The organism is Enterococcus sp. DIV2385 (assembly GCF_051711925.1).
GTDB lineage: Bacteria > Bacillota > Bacilli > Lactobacillales > Enterococcaceae > Enterococcus > Enterococcus faecalis.
On record NZ_JBIONV010000001.1, the window covers coordinates 1730338 to 1753629 of the forward strand.

The following is a 23292-nucleotide window of genomic DNA, read 5'->3' on the forward strand; positions in this document are numbered from 1 at the left end:
ATACGCTCCCTCCCAACCGCACTATTCCTTTCTATTTTACCAGAAAATGATGATTATAACATGATGCTTTGCTGAAATTATAAAAAAAGAACAAAAATAGATAAATTTATCTATTTTTGTTCTTTTTGTTTATTGTTCTGGCGTCTCAGTTGCTGCCTCTTCTGATTCCGCTTGTAGAAAGACTTTTCTTGGTTTACTACCTTCTGATGGTCCAATAACTCCGTGTGCTTCCAATTCATCCACTAAGCGAGCCGCACGATTATAGCCAATTCTAAAACGTCTTTGTAGCAATGAAATACTAGCTGTTTGCATTTCAACCACCAAGTTTTTCGCTTCTTCAAACAACTCATCTTGAGGAGCTTCGCCACCGCCTGAAGTGGTCGGTTCATCCGTTGGCATCATGCTTTCTTGATATTCAGCTTCTTGTTGGTCCGTTACAAACGCAACCACTCGTTCGACTTCTTGATCAGAGATAAAGGCCCCTTGGATACGAATTGGTTTATTTTCTCCCATTGGTAAGAAGAGCATATCACCTCGACCTAATAGTTTCTCCGCCCCGTTGGTATCAATAATGGTACGCGAGTCTGTCCCACTTGAGACCGCAAAAGCCATTCGAGAAGGGACATTTGCTTTGATGATTCCTGTAATGACATCCACACTTGGCCGTTGTGTCGCTAAAATCATATGAATGCCCGCTGCCCGTGCCATTTGGGCTAAGCGGATAATCGCATCTTCTACTTCGTTACTTGCCACCATCATTAAATCAGCTAACTCATCCACAATGACAACAATAAATGGCAGAATCGGACGATTTTCGCCATCTTCCGCATTTTTCTGTTGAATTAGTTGATTGTAACCAGTAATATTTCGGACGCCTGTTGCTGCAAATTTTTCATAACGAAATTCCATTTCTTGAACTACTTTTTGCAGGGCTTGTGCCGCTTTTCTCGGATTAGTAACCACTGGCGTTAATAAATGAGGAATCCCGTTATACACATTCAATTCTACCATTTTCGGGTCAATCATCATTAATTTTACTTCATGAGGTTTCGCTTGCATCAAAATACCTGTGATGATGCCATTGATAGCAACCGATTTCCCACTCCCTGTCGATCCCGCAATTAATAAATGCGGCATTTTTGATAGATCTGCAGTTTGAACCATCCCTGAAATATCTCGACCTAAAGGTACTTCTAATAGTTTATCTGGATGACTTGGTTGTGCCTCAACAATATCTCTAAAGGATACTGTACTAATTGCACTATTAGGAACTTCAATCCCGATTAGTGATTTCCCAGGAATCGGAGCCTCCATACGAACGTCTTTGGCCGCAAGCGCTAAAGCAATGTCATCCGTCAAGTTAACAATTTTGCTAACTTTTACCCCAACAGCGGGTTGAACTTCAAATTTTGTGACAGATGGTCCTAAACTAGCTTTGACTACTTTAGCATCAACACCAAAACTCTTGAAGGTTTGTTCTAAGACGCCAATATTTTTTTCGATTTTTTCATATTCACCACTTTGATCCGTTGCTTGAATTGTATCTAACAAATCAGTTGGTGGTAGTTGATAATCACGATCTTCCGCTTCTTCAGAAATTTCAAATTCGAGAACACCAGCTTCATCTGCCGCCTCTTCTTCCTGCTCTCGTTGCGGTTTTGTTGCTGCAATTGGTGGTACAGGCATCGCCTGATTTTGCTGTTGAAACGAATCAATTTGAACAGGCGTTGGTGCGGCCGGTTCTTCCACCATTGGTTGGTGGGTTTCAACTGGTGTTTTTGTTAAGCGCTCGGCTGCCGCTTGTTCCATACGTTCCCGCTCTTGTAATTTTTGTTGGGCAGCGGCTTCAATTTTTGCTTGGCGTTCTGCAGCTTTGGCTTCTTTCTTCGCTGCTCGCTTCGCCTCTTTTTCTTCTTGTCGCGCCTGTGATTTTGCCGAAACATGACTTAGGCGATCTTGAATACTTTGGAAATGATCAACAATTTGTTGAAAATCCCACATACTCATCAAGAAAATACCCGCTAACAGTAGCAATGTGGCAATTAAATAGCTGCCAAATTGTGCCACCAAAAAGTATGTTCCTTGATAAAGCAGCGCGCCAATCATACCGCCCCCTACGTTTTGCGTCACTTGGTTGGCTTTTAAATCGCTTTGCAAAAATTCCCAAGTGTTACCTAAAATATCTGGTTGACTGCCACTAACATTTCGAAACATAAAGGCATGGAAAAATAACAAAACACTAATATAAATCAGAACAGCCCCAAAAATAGGGCGCCCTCTTTTTAACGGAAAATCTTTCCCATAAATCATGACTAATAAGCCATACAGGATTAGTAAAATCGCTGCAAATGGAAAGGTATTACCTACAACTAAGCGTAAACAATTCGCTAATAACGCGCCTAAAAACCCTAAGCGAAAGAGTCCAAAGACACCGAATAAAATAAAAATCAGGCCAAGAAACATATAATTTAAACGTTCTTGTTGTTGCTGTTGTTTTTTGGTCTTTTTCTTTGTCGTACTTTTTTTCTTATTTGTTGCTCTTTTTTGTGCCATTTAACTTCCCTCTTTCCATCACTTCTCATTATACATAAAAATGGAATCGAACAAAAGCGCCCACCTCATTTTACTTGAAAAATCATGGAAATTTTTTAAAAACTTTCATTTAAGAAAAATGAGCGTGGGACAAAAATCACTTTGGATTTTTGCTCCACGCTCAAAAACTGATAAACGGCGGGAACAGAACCAACTCCTTCGGAAATAAGCCGAAATTCTCCAAAAATTAAAGAGCAATTTTCGGAAATTTCTTCTTATTTCTCGGAGCTAAACGGTTCTGTCCCGACCTCATTATTTCTTATTTTGCTGATTCTTAATGGTATAAGTCGAAACGACCTTTAGCCATCATTTCTTTGGTACCACCTGTTTCAAAGAGCGCTTTGTTCATGATAATTTTTTTCATGAATGAAGCTGGGTATCCTTTAATGTCTGTTTTACCAACAATTCCTAAAGCACGTGTATTTCCGACAGAACAAACAGAACCTTGTGATTTAAAGCTGAAAGGTTTAGTTGCTTCCCCTTTCAATTGTGCTTGAATATTTTTAGCAGCATGAGCGCCCATCTTCAAGGCGATTTGTGCTGTTGTTGGGTAAGGTCGATTGGTTTCTGTATCCATCACTGCTGAGCAGTCACCAATAATATAGACGTTGCTATGGTTCGCATCTGTTAAATCTGGTTGAACCATGACACGACCACGACGAGCTTCAAAGCCAGAATCGCCTACAACGTGGCTTCCACTAACACCCGTTGTCCAAATAATTGTTTTAGCAGAAAGTTCTGCCAAGTCGCCTGCTTCGTTATCTTGATAAACAACTGCGCCTGGTTTGATTTCTTTAATCGGTTTACCTAATAATAAATGAATAGCTGAATCTTTTAATAATTGCACACCATAGTTCGCAAGTTTTTCGTTAAACATCGGCAATAGGCGAGTAACTGCTTCGACACAATAAATTTGGATTTGATCTGCTGAGACACCTGCGATTTCAGCAAATTTTGGTTTGTTTTCAACAAGAGAACCTAATAATTCAATCCCTGTAAAGCCTGCTCCACAGACAACAATTTTTAAGAATTCTTCGTTTTGAGTTGCTTTGTATTGACGCATTTGTTCTTGGATATGTTCATACACGTTTAAAGCCGTTTTCACATCTACCATTTGTAGAGCATGTTCTTGCACACCAGGGATACCAAATGATTCTGATTCAAACCCAAGAGAAACAACTAAGTAATCATAATTGATTGTTTGGCCATCTTCTAAAGCAACTGTTTGTGTTGCACCATCAATTGTTTTAACTGTTCCTTGGATAAAGGTTGTCATTTTTTCATCGACAACATCCATAATATTGTATGTGATTTTTTCAGCTGGTTGTGTTCCAGCAGCAACTTCATGCAAATCCGTTGCTTCGTAGTGATAGTTGTTACGATCCACTAAAGTAATTTCGACGTCTTTGGCGCCTTTTTGTAATTCGCGTAATGTTTTTAAGCCTGCGTAACCAGCACCTAAAATAACAACATGTTTCTTATTCATTTTGATTCCCTTCCACTCTATAAAAAATTTACAGCCACCACAAACCTATGGCAAAAAATAGCACTTGTGCAGTTGCTCCCACAGCTAAGATCTTCACAGCACAAACAAATGTTTTACTCTTCACTTGTTCCTTCAATAAGGCTTGGGTTTGTTTCCGTACAAAAGGTAAAGTTAAAAGCATGAGTAACATTGTTGGCGGGGTTAATCCTAAACCGACAGCTAACAAAATGGCTAACATTGCTATTGTATTTAATCCGACGAATAATTTCAAAGAACTTGCTTTGCCAAGATAATGAACTAATGTATATCTCTTGTTATTTTCATCTTCCTCTAAGTCACAGATATTATTTGCTAACATTAAGTTAGCAATGTAACAAGTGTTAGGTAAAGCGACTAAGAAAATCCCCCATAAATTAGCTGCTGACCAATTGAAAACTTCAAACGTATTAATGTAGACACAAATAAGGGTAATCATGAACCCCATTGTAAATCCTGAGAAAACTTCCCCTAATGGTAGACTGGATAAAGGTTTCGGTCCTGATGAATAAAAAATACCAATTAAGTAACAATAAAGACCCATAATTAATAACGGCCAGCCGACAATGAATGACAACCCAATCCCCATCAAAGCAGAAACGAGAATCATCCAAAAAATCATTTTGCGTATTAATGGCAAAGATAAATTTTCTCGACCGATAATATTCGTTTTTTCCTTATAATCATGAACTTCTGTGGCATGATGGTAATCATTATAATTATCTAAAATATCGACCGCCATATTGAAAATAAACATCGCAATGAAAAAAATTAAAACATAGCCGACATGGAGCCGCCCATATTGGTACCAACTAAAACAAATTCCTAACAAAAATGGCAAAACACTCGCCGTTTTTGCTTTTAATTCTACTAATTCAAAAAATATTTCTCGATTCAAACTATCCCTCCGCTACTTTTTTACAAACTTTGTTACTTTTAAAACTTAATTACTGTATTTCTGTCGCCAATTCGTATACAATCAAATAGTATTGAACCACTGAAAGGATCGTAGTATATTTATGAACACATTTTGGAAGTCGTTTCCTGACGTTGAACGTTCTTTAACGGAAACATGTGAATTAATTGAACAAACGTTGCATACACGCAACGAAGACATTGAAGAAGCCTTAGTAACTTTGGCTCGTTCTGGCGGCAAATTATTACGCCCCGCTTTTTTCTTTCTTTTTGCTCAACTGGGTGATGAAGAAAAACAAGAGAAACAACAATTATTAAAAATAGCTGCATCTTTGGAAATCCTACATATGGCTACGTTGATTCACGATGACATTATTGACGATTCTCCATTGCGCCGAGGCGCTGTGACTATTCAATCACAATATGGTAAAGACGTGGCTGTTTACACAGGTGATTTACTATTCACTGAATTCTTTACTTTGATTGCAGATGCCATGAATGGCTCTGAATTTATGAAAATCAATGCACAAGGAATGAAACGGTTATTACTTGGTGAACTCGATCAAATGAGTCATCGATTTGACCGCCGCATGTCGATTCCTGCTTATTTAAGAAGTGTCAACGGCAAAACAGCCGAACTTTTTTCACTAAGCTGTCTTGAAGGGGCCTATTTCGGTCATAGTTCAAAAGAAGTCCAACGTTTAGCTAAACGAATTGGCCGTCATATTGGCATTGCTTTTCAAGTCTATGACGATATTTTAGATTATACTGCCGACACGGAAACCTTGAAAAAGCCCGCTTTAGAAGACTTGTCACAAGGTGTTTATACGTTACCTCTTCTCTTCGCTTATCAAGCAGCACCTGACGTATTCAGCCCTTATTTGGATAAAGGACGCGCCATTACCTTAGAAGAGGCAGCTGAAGTTGCGGCGCTAGTCAATGACTATCATGGCGTTACAGAAGCACAAGCTTTTGCTAAAAAAGTAACCAACAAAGCAATCACTGATATTCAACAATTGCCTGATGGCACAGCAAAAGAAACCTTACTTTCCTTAACTGAGCTCTTATTACATCGTTCATTTTAAACGTTTTATAGAAGAATTGCCATTAATTGAAATAGAAAAACGACTGATTGTTTGCTTTAATCAACAACCAGTCGTTTTTTTATTCCTCGAAAGAACTAATGCCACGATCAATTCGGTAAAGTTTCTGATAATGCGCATTGGTTGCAAGTAATTCCTCTGGCGTACCACTCATCTCTAATTGGCCATCTTCAATAAAGATCACTTGATCCATCAAAGTTACGCCTTGCAAATGGTGGGTAATCCAGATGACGGTTTTATCTTTTAATGCCTCAAAAAAGGTTTCCAGCAATTGCTGTTCTGTAATTGGATCTAAACCAGTAGTCGGTTCGTCTAATAACACAATCGGTGTATCTTGCAAAAGAATCCGTGCTAGTGCCAAGCGATGTCGTTCGCCACCAGAAAAACGCAAACCTGCTTCATCCACCATTGTGTGTAAACCTTCTGGTAATTGGGCAACCATTTCTTTTAAGCCCACTTTTTCTAAAACCGCCCAAACTTCTGCTTCGCTTGCTTCTTCTCTACCAATCCGAATATTATTTAAAATGGTTGTTCGAAATAGGTACGGTGCTTGGTGCATAACCCCAATATATTCAGTCATCGTCTCACCAAATGCCTCAGTTGGGATGTTTCCTAAAAGGATTTCTCCCGAAGTAGGCCGTAAATCACCACGAATGAGCGAAGCCAACGTACTCTTTCCGGAACCACTGCGCCCTAAAATCGCTAATTTTTGTTTTTCAGGAATTGTTAACGATAAGTCATTTAATACCTTTTTCGCTTGATTTTCATATGCAAAAGACAAATGTTCTATCGATAAACTGGTGCCATTTGGCTGAACAGGCGCTTCTGTTGAGTCATCTTCCCCTTCAGGAAGCTCATTAAAACGACGAATGGAATCCTTATAAATCGTTGTTTCCTGTGCTGCAGCAGGTAGCGGAGCAAAGGCATCAATTAACGGAAAAACGGTTAAAACAAAGGCACCAATCCAATTGGCTGCACCCCCATGATTACCTGGAAACCGCACACTAGTCCAAGCTAAGACAGCAATCGCAATCACACCAAACAGAAGTTGTAAAACAAAGTCTCGGCCACGGTTAAATTGCTTCATTTTTTCATCTAATGCACGAACGTTTGCTTCATCTGTTTCATAACGAGCAACGAATTCAGAGCCTCGTTGACTAAATACCCAATCAGACACACCTAGAATATTGTCGGTTAGTGTTTGATATAACTCATTTTTGGCATATTTATGTTTTTCTTGACGCGCACCATTCACCAGAACTGAAACAAGTGGCAATAGAAAAACAACCACTCCTAACATCAGTAACATGCATAAAGCAAACCACCAAGAAAAGAAACCTAATGCAATCACTAAAAAGATATACAAAATCCAAGCAATAACGGTTGGGAAAATCGTTCGTAAATACAAGTTTTGGATATGATTAATATCCTCCGAAAGCAAACCTAAGATATCCCCAGTGCGATATTTTGTCTTAAAGAAAATCGCATCTTTTTCTAGTACATTATAAAGTTTCAAGCGCAGATCAGAGGTCATTTTTAACACCCAGTTATGACTCGTTAGACGTTCCACATAACGAAAAACAGGACGGCCAATCCCAAATGCTCTTGTTAAAACAATGGGAATATAAATTAATAAAATATTCTCTGGTAAGGAAGCCGCACGACTGATTAAGTAACCAGACGTAAACATTAATGCCCCTGCACTAAAGAACGTCAAGAAGCCTAAAAGTAAGGCAAAATACAAGGTTTTTTTATAGCGTTTTAAGAAAGGACGAACCCATTGATCGTTTTTCCAAACGTCTTTCGTTGTCGGCTGTTTTTCCATCATTGGCGTCCTCCTCTCATTTGCTTCATTAATTGAACATAGTAGCCATCTTTTTCAATCAACTCTGCTAGCGTTCCTTGTTCCACTAATTGACCTTTTTCCATCACTAAAATGTAATCCATTTCTTCCATCCAATGCAGACGATGTGTCGCAAAGAAGACAAGATGATTGTTCATTAATGGCAACATGCGCTCTTTCATTTCAACTTCTGTTTCAATATCCAAATGCGCTGTCGGCTCATCAAACAGCAAGACGTGGCGTTTTTGATCGACAAAGGCGCGGGCCAACGCTACTCGTTGCGCTTGTCCCCCACTTAACATTCGACCACTTTCCCCAATCAAGGTATGAATTCCTTCGGGAAGGTCTTTAACCAGCTCGTCTAAGCCAACTAACTGAATCGCTTGCTGAATCGCCTCATCTGTTGCTTCAGGTGTATAAAAGCGAATATTGTTTGCCAAAGTATCTTGGAAAATATATGGCGCTTGCGGAATATAAAGGATTTGTTTTTGCCAGTCTTTTTGTAAAAAATGTGGAATCGTTTGGCCATTTATCGCCAATTGACTCGTTTCTTCTGTTGGTAATAAAAAGCCGCTTAATAAATTAATTAACGTTGACTTACCAGAACCACTCGCCCCGATAATTCCAATCTTTTTGCGACCATCAACAGAGAATTGCAACGATTGAATCGCTTCTTGCGTTGCATCTTCATAGGAAAAATTTAACGCTGTGACTGACAACTGACTTTCTTGATGCCAATCATCTAACGTGAGCACATCGGTCTGTTCTGCTTCTGGCAATGCTAATACCGCTTGGATCGCTTGAAAAGAGTTTTTTCCATCTAAGGTTGCGTGATAATCACTTGAAAAATCACGAATCGGTAAAAAGAACTCAGGTGCTAAAATTAAAGTAACCAAGGCAGGAAATAATAAAATCGTGCCGTTTAATAAACTTAATCCAAGGAAAACTGCCACAACAGCTACCGATAATGTCGTAAAAAAGTCTAACGCAAAGGTTGATAAAATAGCAATTTTCAATGTACTCATGGTCGCTTTTCTGAATCGTTCACTTGTATGGTAAATACTCCCAGCATATTTTTTGCTCAACCCAAACAGTTTCAGCGTGTCAATTCCTCGCAAGGAATCAATAAAATGATTGGAAAGCATTTGAAACGCCGCATATTGCTTGTCCGCTTTACTTTGTGCTGCATAACCTAACACAATCATAAAAATAATAATAATCGGAAAAACAATCAGCAATGTTACGCCTGAACGAATATCTTGTGTAAAAACAAAGGCCAAAATAATCCAAGGAATAATCATCATATTCATCATTTTTGTCAAAATCAATTGTAAATAATTTTCGGTTTGACTGATGCCTTCTAAAGCCATGGTAACCATATTTCCAGTCCCATTTTTTTGAACAACATTTGGCCCCAAACGGAAAATTTTAGTTAATAATTGTTCGCGTAATTCTTTCGAGCGTTCATAACTAAATGTATCGAGCATTCTCTCACGAAAATACGTAATAACATGTCGACCAAGATAAAAAATAAAAAAGAGTAAAATACTCTGTAGTTGTTGGTTAAGATGCCCGCCACTCCAAAGGCCGACAATGGCTTTTGAAAGAAAAAAAGCTTGCCCAATTATAAAGACTGCTTGCAGGAAAGAAAAACCTGCAAGCAAGACAAGAATTTTTTTGATTTTAGGCATCTGTAAGATGTCTTTATCAATCATAGATTTAATACCCCTCTGGTACGGCTGTCTGTGAAATACGTTTTCTGAAAATATAATAGGACCAAGCAGTATAAGCTAACACGAATGGTAAAATGCTTAAAGAAATCCACGTCATAATTTTTAGTGTATATGGTGTGCTTGTTGCATCTTTAATCAACAAATCAAAACCTTCACTACCAATCATAACACGTGGGAACAAGCCACTGAACAAGAGAGCAACTAGTACAACTAATGTTAAACCACTCGCTAGAAAAGCTAACATCTCTTTGCGTTTAAACACCCCAACATTAGCAATGACCGTTAAGACCACAATTGCTAACGTTAAAATTAAAGTGACCGCAAAGTTCTTTTCATAAAAGTCCGTTTTGAAGTACATCAACACTGCAAAAACAACTAAACCGACATATAAAACGCCGTATAAGATTTCTGCATAATTTCGAGCACGTTCGCGAATTGGGCCTTCTGTTTTTAAAGCAATATAGTTCATGCCGTGTAAGTAGCAAAGTAATGTTAAGGCTACTCCACCAACAATTGAAAACAGATTAAAATAATCCGTAAATTGCGCATGCATATTGCCGTTTGCATCTAAAGGCATTCCTTGGACTAAGCTGATAAACAAAATACCAAAGAAGAACGGTACAAGGAAACTACCAATTGATAGCGTCCAGTTCCACATCCGACGACGTTTACCTTCCGGCATGTTATGGCGGAATTCAAAGGAAACTCCGCGAATAATTAAGCCAAATAAAATCGTAAATAGAATTAAATAGTAGCCACTAAATAATGAAGCATACCAATATGGGAAAGAGGCAAACATTGCGCCGCCCGCTGTTAATAGCCAAACTTCGTTTCCGTCCCAGACAGGTCCAATTGTTGCAACGACTTGATCTTTTTCGTCGTCATTGTGTGCCAACGTTTGAACGGCCATTCCAACACCAAAGTCAAATCCTTCTAAGAAGAAGAAACCTGAGAACAAGACGCCGATAAGGACAAACCATAATAATTGTAGTGTACTCATTCGCCAAATACCCCCTTATCAAAAGGATCCAACGCTGGTTCATTTTCTTTCGCTAATTTTTTCGCTTCATAGTCTGGTCCTTTACGTAATTCTAAAATGACCAAGTAAACCATGACACTACCTAAACCAGCAAATAATAAGAAATAAATGACATTTGACGTAATTAATGAAGCAACCGATACATTTGGTGAAACACTTTGTTCAATCGTAAATAATCCATAGACAGTCCACGGATAACGACCTAATTCAGTGACTAACCAACCTGTTGTATTGGCAAGGAATGGTGCGAATGTACATAAAGCAACAATCCACAGCATCCATTTCTTCTCGTACAGCGATGGTTTTTTCTTCCTTGTAAAGAATAGTCCTAAGGCAGCAACCAATAACATTAAGGCACCAAAACCAGCCATGATACGGAAGCTCCAGAATAAAGTGTTAACTGGTGGATAATAATTTTTATCATCCCCATATTTTTCTACCAAGCGCTTGTTGACTGTATCCATCCCATCAACCGAACCTGATAATTTATTATACGATAAAATACTTAGCATATACGGAATATCGATACCAAAAACTTGTTTATGTTCCCGTTCATCTGCCCAAGCAATCAATGTCCAAGCAGCAGGATCATCAGAGTCTTCATAGGCCCCTTCCATCGCCGCAAATTTCATTGGTTGTCCTTCAATTAGAGCTTTCATTTGCAAGTCGCCAGCTAATAAAACGCCGATTGAACCGAACAAAGTAACCCATAAGCCAATGCGCATAGATGCTTTGTGGAATGAAATATCCCGTTTTTTCAACAATTGGAAAGCAGCCATACCAGCTACTGCCATGCCGCCCAATGTAAAGGCGCCCATGATAACGTGTGAAAATTCATACCAAACTTTTGGATTGCTGATGACAGCTACAAAGTCCACCATTTCAGCACGGCCATTATTGATGACATAACCTACTGGATGTTGCATAAAACTATTGGCAACTAGAATCCAGAAAGCAGACATCATTGAACCGAATACGACTAACCAGATAAAGGTTACGTGAACTTTCGGATTCATTTTATCCCAAGTAAAGATCCATAAACCTAAGAATGTTGACTCTAAGAAGAAAGCTAAGAGCGCTTCTACCGCCAACGGTGCCCCAAAAATATCTCCGACGAATCGAGAATAATCAGACCAGTTCATCCCAAACTGAAATTCTTGAATAATCCCGGTTACAACCCCAACAGCGAAGCTTAATAGGAATATATTTCCCCAAAACTTGGCCATTTTACGATAACGTTCCTCTTTTTTCACAACGTACATTGTTTCCATAATTGCTACAACAAGTGCTAATCCTATTGAAAACGGTACGAAGAAAAAGTGGAAAACTGTTGTCATCGCAAATTGGATTCTCGCCAATGTTACAATATCAAACATATTATTTCCTCCCTGATTTGCCTCCACACAAAGAAACAAGCTTACCTGAATTGTTCATTTCCATTAGCGATGACTCCTTTTATCTACGAAACTAAAAGAAAATTCAAGTGAACTTTTCCAAAAAGTGTGAAAATGCATGTAATATAGAATAATTCCAATCTAAGTATACAACTTTCTGAGGCAGAAACCAAACAATACAGAAGCATTTCTCACAATTTTTTTAGGTGCTACCAAGATTTCTTCCCTTTCTTCTATCAATAAAAAAAGCCCTTCCTAAAAAAAGGAAGAACTAATCTCAATCTATCAACATTTTGACTTATCACTTGATTAGTTTTCGAAAATCGAAGCAGCTCGTCTTTGATGATAAAAATTCTAATCTTGTGATGAAAATTACGGATTGCTTGTGGTGATAGTTTGTTTTTTAACAACATGGCTCTAAAACAAATTTTTATCACTTAATGCAATTTCTTGAGTTTTGGTACCATTCTAAACAACATGACTCTAAAACCTCGGAGAATTATTTTTTCTCCATGATTCCGTATTCGCATCACTTATCCATAGCTAGATTTCAGTTTAGAAGGTCTGAATTTTTTCTTCACGTTTATTATACCAAACTTTCTCCTTCTTGGCGGAAAAACCCACCATTATTCAATGGTGGGTTTTCTTTATTTAGTAGCTGTAACAGCGAGCCAGATTTCACTATACTTAGCTTCTGCTGGTCCTTGATATTGCGTAAACGAAATTTCTGGTGCTGCAACGACTTGGTAACCAGATGAAGGCAACCATTCAGAGAATATCCTTGCCCAGGTTTCTTGTAAAGTTTGAGGGAAAGGACCTTCATTTGGAAAAACCGCCCATGTATGAGCAGGTACGCTTAGTTGCTCCAAATCTTCATAGGTATTTTCTTGCGAAGTGGCAAAGCCAATCATGTGTGTCATTTCTCCACCTTCTGTTGTTCGTCCCTCTTGAAAGTCAAAAGAAGCATTTACTACTTGATGAGGATATATGTCATCAAATGTATGCATTTCCGCTCGTTGTTGTGGTGTAATGCGCTGTGCTAATTCCATGATTGCTTGATTTTCCCCTTGATACTGCAAGGGAACCTTCTGACTAACTCCGACTATTTGAAACGCTGGTTTTTCAATTAATTTAACATCCATTGATTGTCCTCCTTTAATATCAATATAGAAAGAGAATTTAGGGAACGTTTTTTGGATTTGTGTTTTCATTACTTCAGAAGGGGCTTGTCCTGACCAATCGCGAAAGGCTCTTGAGAATCCTTCAATACTTTGATAACCATATTTAAAAGCTACATCTGTCACTTTTTCACCAGCAAGTAATGCTAAATTTGCTTCCGCCAAACGTCTCTTTTTAATATACTCAGCCAGACTCATCCCCGCAATAAACGAAAAAGTTCGTTTAAAATGGTAAACAGAAATCCCTGTCTTTTTTGCCAATTCATCGAAGGATACTTCTTCCGTTAAATGTTCTTCAATATAATCCATTGCTTGATTTAAATTTGCGAGCATCCGTGTCCCTCTCTTTCTATTTGAAAGTTTACTAAAGACCAACAAGGATGACTTGATTATTTAGAGCCAACATTCGTCAAGTCGCTACTCTTGATTCATAGCGGCTTTTAAGGCCTGCGCTAAAGCACTTTCTTCTGGTTCGTCTGGTTGTGAATATTTTTTCATCAAACGACGTTCTTCATGTTTAGTCATTTTTTGTTTTCGTTCTTTTTTATCGGGAATTTTTTCAGTAATCGAACAGAATTTACATTTGAAAGAACGACCATTTTTTCCTTCTATGATGACCATTTTTTTATGGCATTGTGGGCAACGGTGATTGGATACTTTAGGATCTTTTCGCCGACGATAAGAACATTCTTGGTTTGTACAAACGTAAATCTTCCCATCTTTCGTATTTTTTTCCCGTAAGTTTGAGCCACAATCTGGACATTTTTTTTGCGTAATGGAAAAATCTTGATATTTTTTCTCGCTTTGTTTAATTTCACGGACTAATTTTTTCGTATCCTCTTCAATATCCTTTAAGAAAAGTTGACTCTTTTGTTGACCCGAAGCGATTGCTTCGAGCGACTTTTCCCATTTTTCCGTTAGTTCAGGTGTCACAAGTGATGGATTCACCAAGTCTAATAGTTGCTTTCCTTTGGCAGACACACTTAAACCGCTATTGGTTCGTTCCATCAATTCTGATTTAATCAGTTTTTCAATGATTTCAGCTCGCGTTGCCGGTGTGCCTAAACTGTGTTTCTCCATTTTTCCTAACAACGTTCCTTCGGTTAATGGTTTTGGTGGCGACGTTAATTCTTTGTTAATGGTAAAGTTTGGCGCAACGGTCATGCCTTTTTGCCATTGGACAGTGGACAGCGGCTGTTCAGCTGTTGTTTTCCAGCCAGCAACAACTACTTTATTTTGATGAAAGACAAATGTTTCTTTTCCAAAAGCGACTGTAACTTTTGTTTGTTTGGTTTGGTTTGGCTCAGCAAACAAACCTAAGAATCGTTGAACAATCATTTGATAGATTTTTTGTTCATCATTGCTTAGTTTTTCATAACGAGGACGTTGTTCAGTTGGAATCAACCCATGGTGATCCGTGACTTTTGCATTTTGGAAAACTTTTTGTTGTTTAACAACAGCCCCATTTTTAAGGTAGCCTTTCACTTCAGGTGAAAAATCAGCAATGGCTTGGAGGCGCTCTTTCATCGTTCCTTTCATATCCGTCGTTAGATATTTGCTGTCAGTTCGAGGATAGGAAACAATTTTATGGGTTTCGTATAAACTTTGTACAAGAGACAACGTTTTCTTTGCAGAAAATTGGAATCGCTGGTTGGCTTCACGCTGGATTTCGGTTAAATCATATGGTAACGGCGCATTTTCTGTTTTAACTTTTTCTTGAATATCGGTAACTAAGCCCTTTTGTTTTGAGAGTTCTTTGACTAATTGTTCTGCTTCCTGCCGTTCTTTTAAAGCGTATGGATTTTTTTGGGTCATCTTTGCTTTTTCTAATTCAACAGTTAACGAGATAGTAAAATAAGTTTGAGGCTTAAATTGTTCAATCGTTTTTTCTTGTTGGCGCACCATTGCTAAAGTTGGTGTTTGAACACGACCTGCGGATAAGTTATCTTGATATTTCACTGTCAAGGCCCTTGTGACGTTTAGCCCCACTAACCAGTCAGCTTTTGCGCGCGCCAAGGCAGAGTAATACAAATTATCGTAGTCTTTCGCTGGGCGAATTTTCTTAAACCCGTCTTTAATGGCTTTGTCTGTTTGAGATGAAATCCATAAGCGTTTGACTGGTTTGTTAAAACGGACATATTCTAAAATCCAGCGGGCTACTAATTCACCTTCACGACCAGCATCGGTGGCAATCACGGCTTCAGAAACATCTTTACGATTGGCTAATTGTTTAATCGCTTTTAATTGATGTCCCGTTTTCGGTAACGGTTTAATCCCTAAATTCTTAGGAATCATCGGTAAAGTTTCCATTTGCCACGTTTGCCATTCTTTGTTTAAATCTTCTGGCATTTTTAGTCCTAAGAGATGGCCTAAAGCCCAGGTAACAATCACGTTGGGTCCTTCATAATAATTCTTATTTTTTTGATTTGCTCCTAAAACGCGGCTTAAATCTTTTGCTACGCTAGGTTTTTCAGCAATAATTAATTGTTTTGCAACCACTAGTTTCGCTCCTTTTTGAGTGCTATCTTTTCGTATTATACCAAATATTAGCTCGATTTTCTCTAAATTCCGAGAATAGAAAAAGAGTTTAAAGAAAATTCCCTGAGGTTTTTCTTTAAACTCATGCGTTTCAAATAACTTTCCGTTTGCAGAATTTTGTTTTGCCAAAATGATTGGATATTGTGGTAAACTCAGCTTTATTTTCAAAAGTAACCGCATGATGATTTTCTAGTAATGCTAAACCGAAGTATTGTTGTAAATCTTCATCGCATTCTTCACACCAGCGTTCTTCCCCATCATTCCAGAAAGCCGTTAAATAGTTAGGCTTTGTGTTGACGTATGTATAATTCTGAGAAAGTTTTTGCCAAACTTCCACATAATATGTCTCTGCATCGGTCAAGTTATCGAAGGTTTTTTCTTGAACAATGTCCTCTTGCCAATCATCAAAAAACCACCAAGGTTCATTGTCGCCATACATTGTAATTACTTGATACATTGAACCGCTCCTTTTTTTGCTACTGTAGGTATCATAGTCACTTTCTGAAAAAGTTGCAAGGATTTGGTTTCGGACTGAGAAATTTTTGAAATTTATTTTATCCTGCCACTTCTAAAGAAACAATAAAATCTTCAATCATGCGACGATAACTTTCTTCCGGCGTGGCTTCTTCGCGTTGAAAATAACCTAAAAAACGTAAGGTAATATAACCATGGATTAAGCTACGTAATTCTCGACTTTTATGCAGTCGTTCTTCATTATTAAATGGATAAAAAGCTAAAAGTTGTAAAATAATTTGATTGGTTTCATGGATGCCTTCAATTAATTGTTGGTTTTGCGTTTTCGGCACACTGATAAGTAATTCATAGACTGCAGAATTTTCAAAAGCAAATTGTTGGTACGTTTCAGCATATATCCGAATTGCTTCTGCGCCACTCTTACCCACTAAGGCTCTTCGCAATGTATCATTTAATTCTTGAATTAACAAGTCCACTAGAGCATTTTTTACTTCAGCAATATTTTTAAAGTGATTATAGAGTGAAGGATACTTGATGCCTAAATCAACGGCTAAATTTTGAAAGGTTAATTGTTGAACGCCCAATTCTTCCGCTAGGTTGCGGGCACTTTCAAGGATTTTGGCTTTCGTTAAATTCCGTTTTTTTGCCATCTTTCTGACGCCTCCAATTCTTAAATTTTGGACAATTATTAGTTTATCATATCTATTGACTCTTTTTAAACTATAAATTATAGTTTATAATAATAATTTGTAAACATCATTTTTGAAAGAAGGCTGTTTGGCATGCATATTACCAACCGTTCTCATTTGGCCGATCGTTATGGCAAACGAACCAGTGCAGAATTTTTATTACACGAACGTCCTATTTTATCTTTTCCTATTTCTTTAGCGGCCATTCCTAAAGAAGCCCGTTATTTATCCTGGGAATTAATTGATTATGACACGATTCCTCTAATCGGTTTCCCTTTTATTCATTGGTTAGCTGCCAATGTTCCTGTAACCAATGAGATTCCTGAAGACTTTAGTCGAACAGCACTCAAGCCTACCATTCAAGGAAAAAATAGTCTTGCTTCTCCTTTGGGGAAACAGATGATTCCTGCGCTTGCCACTGAAACGTTACCTGAGTTAACCGAACGTTATCTGGGGTTAAGCCCTCGCTCTGGTGTGCACACCTATACGTTATATGTGTACGCTACAAAAAATCCACTAAATTTAAAAGAAGGCTTTTTTGCGAATGAATTGCATCAAGCATTGAATGATCAACTACTCGCCAAAGCCAAATTTGAATTTCTTTACTAGAAAGTGAGGAAATAGAATGTATGAATTAATTAAAAGTAAAATTTTCCGTCCAAGACAACCTTGGGAAAAAAATCTGCTTGTTTTATGGTTTGGCACATTTATGGCTGGTATTGGCTTTAGCTTAGTGATGCCATTTATGCCTCTTTATATCAACACATTAGGTACTTTTACCCACCAACAATTGAATTTTTGGAGCGGAATCACGTTCTCTTCCACTTTTTTAGTCACAACCATTGTTTCACCTTGGTGGGGCCGTTTAGCCGACCGAAAAGGACGCAAGTTAATGTTATTACGCGCTTCATTAGGGATGGCTATCGTCATTAGTTTAATGGGCGCAGTCACAAGTGTTTATCAATTGATTGGCTTACGCTTATTACAAGGTGTTTTTTCTGGTTATATCAGTAATGCGACTGCGTTAGTTGCTACAGGCACACCTAAGGAAAAAAGCGGTCAAGTGCTTGGTACTTTAGCCACTGGTTCTGTTACCGGCACGTTGCTTGGTCCTCTTTTGGGCGGTGTCACTGCGTCTATTTTCGGTTATCGGCCAACCTTTTTCATTACTGGTACGATTTTATTACTCGTTTTTGTTTTGAGTCTCGTCTTTGTCCATGAAGAGTTTGTGCCAATTGAAAAAAATCAAGCCTCATCTGGGAAACAAATTTTAAAAAAACTAGAACATCCCCACGTGATTCTTGGAATGTTTATTACGACATTAATCATTCAAGCTTCCAATAATTCAATTAGTCCCATCATCAGTTTATATATTCAACAATTGTTGGGTGGTCACGGAAATGTCACCTTAATCAGCGGAGTCATTGCTTCTATTCCAGGGATTGCAACGTTAATAGCCGCCCCTCGTTTCGGCCGGTTAGGCGATCGTATTGGCAGTGAACGCATCTTGACAATTGGCTTAATTTTAGCCATTTTCGTTTACCTACCAATGGCCTTTGTTCAAAATGTCTGGCAGCTTGCCATGCTTCGTTTCTTAGTTGGGATTTCCGATGCCTGTTTACTACCAGCTGTTCAAACGTTGATCACTCGTTATTCCCCAAGTGACGCTGCAGGTCGTATTTTCAGTTACAATCAATCTTTCCAAGCGACAGGAAATGTGATTGGTCCTATGATTGGTTCAAGCGTATCTGCCGCTTTCGGTTATCGTGGGGTCTTTATTTCCACTTCTTGTCTGGTTCTCATTAACCTTCTATGGGTTCGTCGAAGCACCGCCGAATTAAAAAAAGAGAAAAATGATGACTAAGTTATACACAGAAAAGTTATCCACAATTTGAATTTTTAATTTTTCTCTTTCTCTTATTTTAAAAAAAATAGGCATATAAAATAAAAAAGAAAAGCGGATATTTACTGGTTTTATGACCAGCATATCCGCTTTTCTTTTGGTTAACTATACGCTTTTTGTTTCACAACTCGTGAAACTTTTTAGACGTATTGTAGTTCTTTTTCATCTTGGTAGGCGCGATCAATTAAGCCGCCCCCTAAGCATTCCATCCCATCATAAAAAACAACAGCTTGACCTGGAGTGACTGCGCGCGCTGGTTCCTTAAACGTAACGGTTGCTTTTGTGCCATCTTCAGATAAGGAAACATGCACTGGGATATCTGCTTGACGATAACGGAATTTAGCCGTACAGTCAAACTCTTTTGGCATTGGTGTATCAACAGTAAAATGAACCTCACTAGCTTCTAAATGTGTTGCATATAGTTTTTCATGGTGAAATCCTTGTCCCACATATAATGTATTGGTAGTTAAATCTTTCCCAATCACAAACCATGGTTCTTGTGTTTTACCGCCGCCACCAATTCCTAAGCCTTGGCGTTGACCGATAGTATAATACATCAGACCATCATGTTGTCCTTTGATTTCGCCATCTTCTGTCACCATGTTGCCTTTTTTAGCTGGTAAATAATTACTCAAAAATTCTTTGAAATTCTTTTCACCAATAAAACAAACGCCCGTTGAGTCTTTTTTCTTGGCTGTGGCTAATCCAGCACGTTCAGCAATTGCACGAACTTCTGATTTTTCCATGCCACCCAATGGAAACATTGTTTTTGCCAATTGGGCTTGTGATAATTGGCTTAAAAAATAGGTTTGGTCTTTATTATTGTCAATTCCACGTAACATATGCACTACGCCATTTTCATCCGTTTCTACTTGCGCATAGTGGCCAGTTGCAACATAGTCAGCGCCTAGTTGCATAGCATAATCTAGGAATGCTTTAAATTTAATTTCTTTATTACACATGACATCTGGATTTGGTGTCCGTCCTAACCGATATTCTGCTAAAAAATATTCAAACACACGGTCCCAATATTCTTTTTCAAAATTGACCGAATAATACGGAATCCCAATTTGATCCGCTACTTTTGCGACATCTTTATAATCCTCAGTTGCGGTACAGACACCATTTTCGTCTGTATCGTCCCAATTTTTCATAAAGATCCCAATTACATCATAGCCTTGCTCTTTTAAAAGCAACGCTGTGACAGATGAATCGACACCGCCACTCATGCCTACCACGACACGCGTTTTGCTGTTATCTGCCATTTTATCACCATCATTTCAATTAGATTCTGAAATCATCCACGATTTGAAGGTCGTAACTTTTCAGTGCTTTTCATTATACTATTTTTTTGAAATAAGTAAAGCAAGCCGGGCGTATAATGAGAAAACACTTGGAACAAAGACACAGCCAACAAGCTATTGCTTTCAAATAAACAGAAAACCTGAAGGAACAAGCTACTTTCACTTGTTTCTTCAGGTTTCTCTAAATTATTCTACTTTCTCTAATACACCACGGCTAATTAAGCCATCCATTAAGAAAAAGTATTTTTCTTTACTCATTTCATGTTGTTCATTCTTGAAAATATTCATTGGTTTTAAACCATTTGCCGTTGTAATGGACATTTTCAACTCTTTTAGATCAGCAGTGATCGTAATTTTTAATTTGAAGCCTTCATTTCTCTGAGGCGTTGGATCTAAGGAACGAATCAATTGAAAGTTCCCTGATTTTGTTTCAGTAAAGCCGTTATCTTTTAATGTATAGCGTTTTGCACTAGGATGTACTTTGTAAAAAACTGTTGAGCCTTCAACAGCAGCCGTTGTTGTAAATGCCATGGGTTCCACCTCGTTATTTTCATTGTTATCTTCATTATAGCGAAAACCTGTAGCTGCCGCAATCAGATTATTTTTTCAATTGTTGAATCACTGCAACTAGTACTTCAGAAAAAGTCGCAATTTCTTCTGGTGTGTTCCCGTAGCCAAAACTAATCCGGATTGATTCTTTAATAGCTGAGGAATTTTCTCCATACATCGCTGTCAACACGTGCGAAGGATCCACAGTTCCCGCTGTACAAGCCGAGCCTGTTGAAATCGCAATACCTCTTAAGTCCAAATGCATTAAGAGCAAATCACTGGGAATTCCTTTTAAATGAAGATTTAAGACATGCGCTAAACGATTCGTTGGTTCACCATTAATTGAAAAATCAATATTGGCTTCTTCTAACGCTTTTAAAATAATCGTTTGAAAACTTTGATAGGCTGTTTTTCTTGCTTGCTTTTCTGCAGAAGTTAGTAATGAAACGGCAGTACCCATGCCAATAATTCCAGCTAAGTTTTCCGTGCCCGCACGTCGTTTTTCTTCTTGTTCCCCACCATGTAAAAGAGGTGGTAATTGGATTGCATCGCTTTTAAATAAAAAACCTACGCCTTTTGGACCATTGATTTTATGAGCGGAAATACTTAATAAGTCGATCCCTAATTCATGAGGTAAAATGACTTCACTTCCATAAGCTTGGACGGCATCTGTATGAAAAATCGCCGAATGATTTTTAAGAATTGCACCAACTTCAGCAATCGGTAATCGATTTCCAATTTCATTATTGCCATACATCATTGAAACCAAGATCGTTTCTTCGCGTAAAGACTTTTTGAATTGATCCATTGAAATCTGACCATTTTCATTCACAGGTAAGTAAGTCACTTCAAAGCCTAACGTTTCTAAGTATTCCATCGTTCGTAACACAGCGGGATGTTCAATTGCCGTAGTAATAATATGTTTTCCTTCCTTTTGACGAGAAAAAGCAACTGCTAAGATGGCTGTGTTATCCCCTTCTGTGCCACCACTATTAAAAATAATTTCGTGGGGTTTGGCTTGTAAGCTCTCGGCAATCGTTTGACGCACTTCTTCCAGAAGACCGTGTGCCTTTCGTCCAAACTGATGAATACTTGATGGATTGCCAAAAGTCGTTTGCATATTTTCAGTCATCGCTTGAATGACCGTTGGATGAAGCGGTGTTGTTGCCGCATGATCTAAATAAATGGGTTCCAAATGACTCGTCCCTTTCCTTATGTTCTGGCGTTATTCTAGCATAAAAAGCTTAAAACACAAAATCAGAATACTTTCTCTTCTATTTATAAAAGAGATAAGAAAAATAGGCCCAACACTATTAAAGTTGTTAGACCTATTTCTAGTTTAAGGAATCACTTATTCTCCTTTTGGTTCTAAACGGAATAATGGACTCATTGGTTTATTTTCATGAATACGAAGTAACGCTTCCCCCATTAACTCAGCGCAAGAAATAATATTCAAGGTTGCTGGTTGGCGGTCTGCTGTCGTATAAACAGAGTCAGTAATACTAATTTCCTTAATTGGCGCATTTTCTAAGGTTGCTTTTGCGCCTTCTGATAACAAACCATGCGAGGCGCAAGCATACACTTCTTGCGCACCATTTTTCATTAAAACTTCCGCCGCTGTGGCTAACGTTTGACCAGTATTCAAAATGTCATCAACAAGAATACATTTTTTCCCAGCGACATTCCCAATAACGTAACCTTCTTGACGCACCCCATCAATCTCTTCATGGTCGACAATTGCTAAGGTCGCATCTAAGTACTCCGATAAACTACGTGCGCGTTGAACGCCACTGTTTTTAGGCGAAACAATCACAATTTCTTCCCCTACTAATGCTTGTTGACGATAATAATGAGCAAACAAAGGCATTGTAAATAAATTATCTACTGGGATATCAAAAAATCCTTGGACTTGAACAGTATGCAAGTCTAATGTTAACAAACGTGTTGCGCCTGCCTCTACTAACATATTAGCAACTAATTTCGCAGTAATGGGCTCTCTTGGTTTCGCTGTGCGGTCTTGGCGAGCATAACCATAGTAAGGCAAAATAACATTAATTGTTTTTGCGCTAGCACGTTTTAATGCATCAATTAAAATAAGCAATTCCATCAAATGATCATTTACAGGAGCATTCGTTGCTTGGATGATGTAGACATGATCGCCACGAATACTTTCTTCAATATTAATTTGAATTTCGCCATCACTAAATTGGCGCACGGTGCTTTTTCCTAATTCTGTTCCTACTGATGCTGCGATTTTTTCAGCAAGTGGTCGATTTGCATTTAAACTGAAGATGCGTAAGGTGTCATCTTGATAGTTTTCGGTCATGATATCCTCCGTCAATATAAAATAATAGTCGTTTTCATTCATATTCTACCATTTTTTGTCATAAAAATCATGGGATCCTCCTTAATTTATTGAAAGAAACGGTTTTCTTTGTGAAAAAAGCGCTTGTATTTAGGTGCACCTAAAAATTATTTGCATTTTCTTAAACTATCCCTTATACTGATTTTAAGGC

General features: G+C 38.2%; 18 protein-coding genes. 3 read left to right on the plus strand and 15 right to left on the minus strand.

Annotation, left to right across the window (positions count from 1 at the left end; genetic code table 11):
* Positions 1-129 precede the first annotated feature (129 nt).
* From IGM04_RS08485 to IGM04_RS08495, 3 genes are all read right to left on the minus strand, one after another.
* Entirely contained in the window at positions 130-2553 is a 2424-nt protein-coding gene (locus IGM04_RS08485) for a DNA translocase FtsK (protein WP_033598448.1), read from the minus strand.
* Positions 2554-2866: 313 nt separating this feature from the next.
* Positions 2867-4078 carry an NAD(P)/FAD-dependent oxidoreductase gene (locus tag IGM04_RS08490; RefSeq protein WP_086318100.1) on the minus strand — a complete coding sequence of 404 codons (1212 nt, stop codon included), beginning with the start codon at positions 4076-4078 and terminating at the stop codon, positions 2867-2869.
* Positions 4079-4106: 28 nt separating this feature from the next.
* Entirely contained in the window at positions 4107-5012 is a 906-nt protein-coding gene (locus tag IGM04_RS08495) for a prenyltransferase (protein ID WP_002360016.1), read from the minus strand.
* 121 nt (positions 5013-5133) lie between these two features.
* Here IGM04_RS08495 and IGM04_RS08500 point away from each other — a divergent pair, with 121 nt between their 5' ends.
* A complete protein-coding gene (locus tag IGM04_RS08500; protein WP_002360015.1) occupies positions 5134-6114 on the plus strand; it encodes a polyprenyl synthetase family protein in 981 nt (326 codons plus the stop codon).
* Between the two features lie 79 nt (positions 6115-6193).
* Here IGM04_RS08500 and cydC read toward each other — a convergent pair whose 3' ends face one another.
* The 8 genes from cydC to IGM04_RS08540 all read right to left on the minus strand — a co-directional run bounded on the left by cydC (position 6194) and on the right by IGM04_RS08540 (position 16981).
* On the minus strand, positions 6194-7960 hold the full coding sequence (gene cydC / locus IGM04_RS08505) for a thiol reductant ABC exporter subunit CydC (RefSeq protein ID WP_016626565.1): 1767 nt from the start codon (positions 7958-7960) through the stop codon (positions 6194-6196).
* Complete coding sequence (cydD, locus tag IGM04_RS08510) at positions 7957-9690, minus strand: thiol reductant ABC exporter subunit CydD (RefSeq protein WP_002364369.1); 1734 nt, start codon at positions 9688-9690, stop codon at positions 7957-7959. The genes cydC and cydD overlap by 4 nt, the downstream gene beginning before the upstream one ends.
* Positions 9691-9694: 4 nt before the next feature.
* Complete coding sequence (cydB, locus tag IGM04_RS08515) at positions 9695-10708, minus strand: cytochrome d ubiquinol oxidase subunit II (protein WP_002356976.1); 1014 nt, start codon at positions 10706-10708, stop codon at positions 9695-9697.
* Complete coding sequence (locus tag IGM04_RS08520) at positions 10705-12123, minus strand: cytochrome ubiquinol oxidase subunit I (RefSeq protein ID WP_002356974.1); 1419 nt, start codon at positions 12121-12123, stop codon at positions 10705-10707. Before IGM04_RS08520 ends, cydB begins: the two co-directional genes overlap by 4 nt.
* Positions 12124-12788: 665 nt before the next feature.
* A complete protein-coding gene (locus IGM04_RS08525; RefSeq protein ID WP_002369920.1) occupies positions 12789-13652 on the minus strand; it encodes an AraC family transcriptional regulator in 864 nt (287 codons plus the stop codon).
* Between the two features lie 84 nt (positions 13653-13736).
* Complete coding sequence (locus IGM04_RS08530) at positions 13737-15818, minus strand: DNA topoisomerase III (protein ID WP_086318098.1); 2082 nt, start codon at positions 15816-15818, stop codon at positions 13737-13739.
* A 130-nt stretch (positions 15819-15948) separates the two neighbouring features.
* Entirely contained in the window at positions 15949-16314 is a 366-nt protein-coding gene (locus IGM04_RS08535) for a DUF1033 family protein (protein WP_002356966.1), read from the minus strand.
* Positions 16315-16411: 97 nt separating this feature from the next.
* Positions 16412-16981 carry a TetR/AcrR family transcriptional regulator gene (locus IGM04_RS08540; RefSeq protein WP_033594298.1) on the minus strand — a complete coding sequence of 190 codons (570 nt, stop codon included), beginning with the start codon at positions 16979-16981 and terminating at the stop codon, positions 16412-16414.
* 132 nt (positions 16982-17113) lie between these two features.
* Here IGM04_RS08540 and IGM04_RS08545 point away from each other — a divergent pair, with 132 nt between their 5' ends.
* Positions 17114-17629, plus strand: a complete 516-nt coding sequence (locus IGM04_RS08545; RefSeq protein WP_002356963.1) for a YbhB/YbcL family Raf kinase inhibitor-like protein — start codon at positions 17114-17116, stop codon at positions 17627-17629.
* 16 nt (positions 17630-17645) lie between these two features.
* Positions 17646-18884, plus strand: a complete 1239-nt coding sequence (locus IGM04_RS08550) for a multidrug efflux MFS transporter (protein ID WP_086318097.1) — start codon at positions 17646-17648, stop codon at positions 18882-18884.
* Between the two features lie 179 nt (positions 18885-19063).
* Here the strand turns inward: IGM04_RS08550 and mnmA are convergent, their stop codons facing one another.
* The 4 genes from mnmA to IGM04_RS08570 form a co-directional block, all read right to left on the minus strand.
* Positions 19064-20188: a tRNA 2-thiouridine(34) synthase MnmA gene (gene mnmA / locus IGM04_RS08555; RefSeq protein ID WP_002362075.1), complete on the minus strand. Its 1125-nt coding sequence runs from the start codon at positions 20186-20188 to the stop codon at positions 19064-19066.
* Positions 20189-20413: 225 nt separating this feature from the next.
* Positions 20414-20758 (minus strand): DUF1831 domain-containing protein, encoded by a 345-nt coding sequence (locus IGM04_RS08560; protein ID WP_002356959.1) that lies wholly within the window; start codon positions 20756-20758, stop codon positions 20414-20416.
* 67 nt (positions 20759-20825) lie between these two features.
* Positions 20826-21971, minus strand: a complete 1146-nt coding sequence (locus tag IGM04_RS08565) for a cysteine desulfurase family protein (RefSeq protein ID WP_002360007.1) — start codon at positions 21969-21971, stop codon at positions 20826-20828.
* A gap of 156 nt (positions 21972-22127) precedes the next feature.
* A complete protein-coding gene (locus IGM04_RS08570; RefSeq protein WP_002362076.1) occupies positions 22128-23102 on the minus strand; it encodes a ribose-phosphate diphosphokinase in 975 nt (324 codons plus the stop codon).
* Between the last annotated feature and the right edge of the window lie 190 nt (positions 23103-23292).

Excerpts from the sequence above, each read along its gene's own strand:
- IGM04_RS08485 (WP_033598448.1), bottom strand. The coding sequence starts at position 2,553 with ATGGCACAAAAAAGAGCAACAAATAAGAAAAAAAGTACGACAAAGAAA.
- IGM04_RS08490 (WP_086318100.1), bottom strand. The coding sequence starts at position 4,078 with ATGAATAAGAAACATGTTGTTATTTTAGGTGCTGGTTACGCAGGCTTA.
- IGM04_RS08500 (WP_002360015.1), top strand. The coding sequence starts at position 5,134 with ATGAACACATTTTGGAAGTCGTTTCCTGACGTTGAACGTTCTTTAACG.
- cydC (WP_016626565.1), bottom strand. The coding sequence starts at position 7,960 with ATGATGGAAAAACAGCCGACAACGAAAGACGTTTGGAAAAACGATCAA.
- cydD (WP_002364369.1), bottom strand. The coding sequence starts at position 9,690 with ATGATTGATAAAGACATCTTACAGATGCCTAAAATCAAAAAAATTCTT.
- cydB (WP_002356976.1), bottom strand. The coding sequence starts at position 10,708 with ATGAGTACACTACAATTATTATGGTTTGTCCTTATCGGCGTCTTGTTC.
- IGM04_RS08520 (WP_002356974.1), bottom strand. The coding sequence starts at position 12,123 with ATGTTTGATATTGTAACATTGGCGAGAATCCAATTTGCGATGACAACA.
- IGM04_RS08525 (WP_002369920.1), bottom strand. The coding sequence starts at position 13,652 with ATGCTCGCAAATTTAAATCAAGCAATGGATTATATTGAAGAACATTTA.
- IGM04_RS08535 (WP_002356966.1), bottom strand. The coding sequence starts at position 16,314 with ATGTATCAAGTAATTACAATGTATGGCGACAATGAACCTTGGTGGTTT.
- IGM04_RS08540 (WP_033594298.1), bottom strand. The coding sequence starts at position 16,981 with ATGGCAAAAAAACGGAATTTAACGAAAGCCAAAATCCTTGAAAGTGCC.
- IGM04_RS08545 (WP_002356963.1), top strand. The coding sequence starts at position 17,114 with ATGCATATTACCAACCGTTCTCATTTGGCCGATCGTTATGGCAAACGA.
- IGM04_RS08550 (WP_086318097.1), top strand. The coding sequence starts at position 17,646 with ATGTATGAATTAATTAAAAGTAAAATTTTCCGTCCAAGACAACCTTGG.
- mnmA (WP_002362075.1), bottom strand. The coding sequence starts at position 20,188 with ATGGCAGATAACAGCAAAACGCGTGTCGTGGTAGGCATGAGTGGCGGT.
- IGM04_RS08560 (WP_002356959.1), bottom strand. The coding sequence starts at position 20,758 with ATGGCATTTACAACAACGGCTGCTGTTGAAGGCTCAACAGTTTTTTAC.
- IGM04_RS08570 (WP_002362076.1), bottom strand. The coding sequence starts at position 23,102 with ATGACCGAAAACTATCAAGATGACACCTTACGCATCTTCAGTTTAAAT.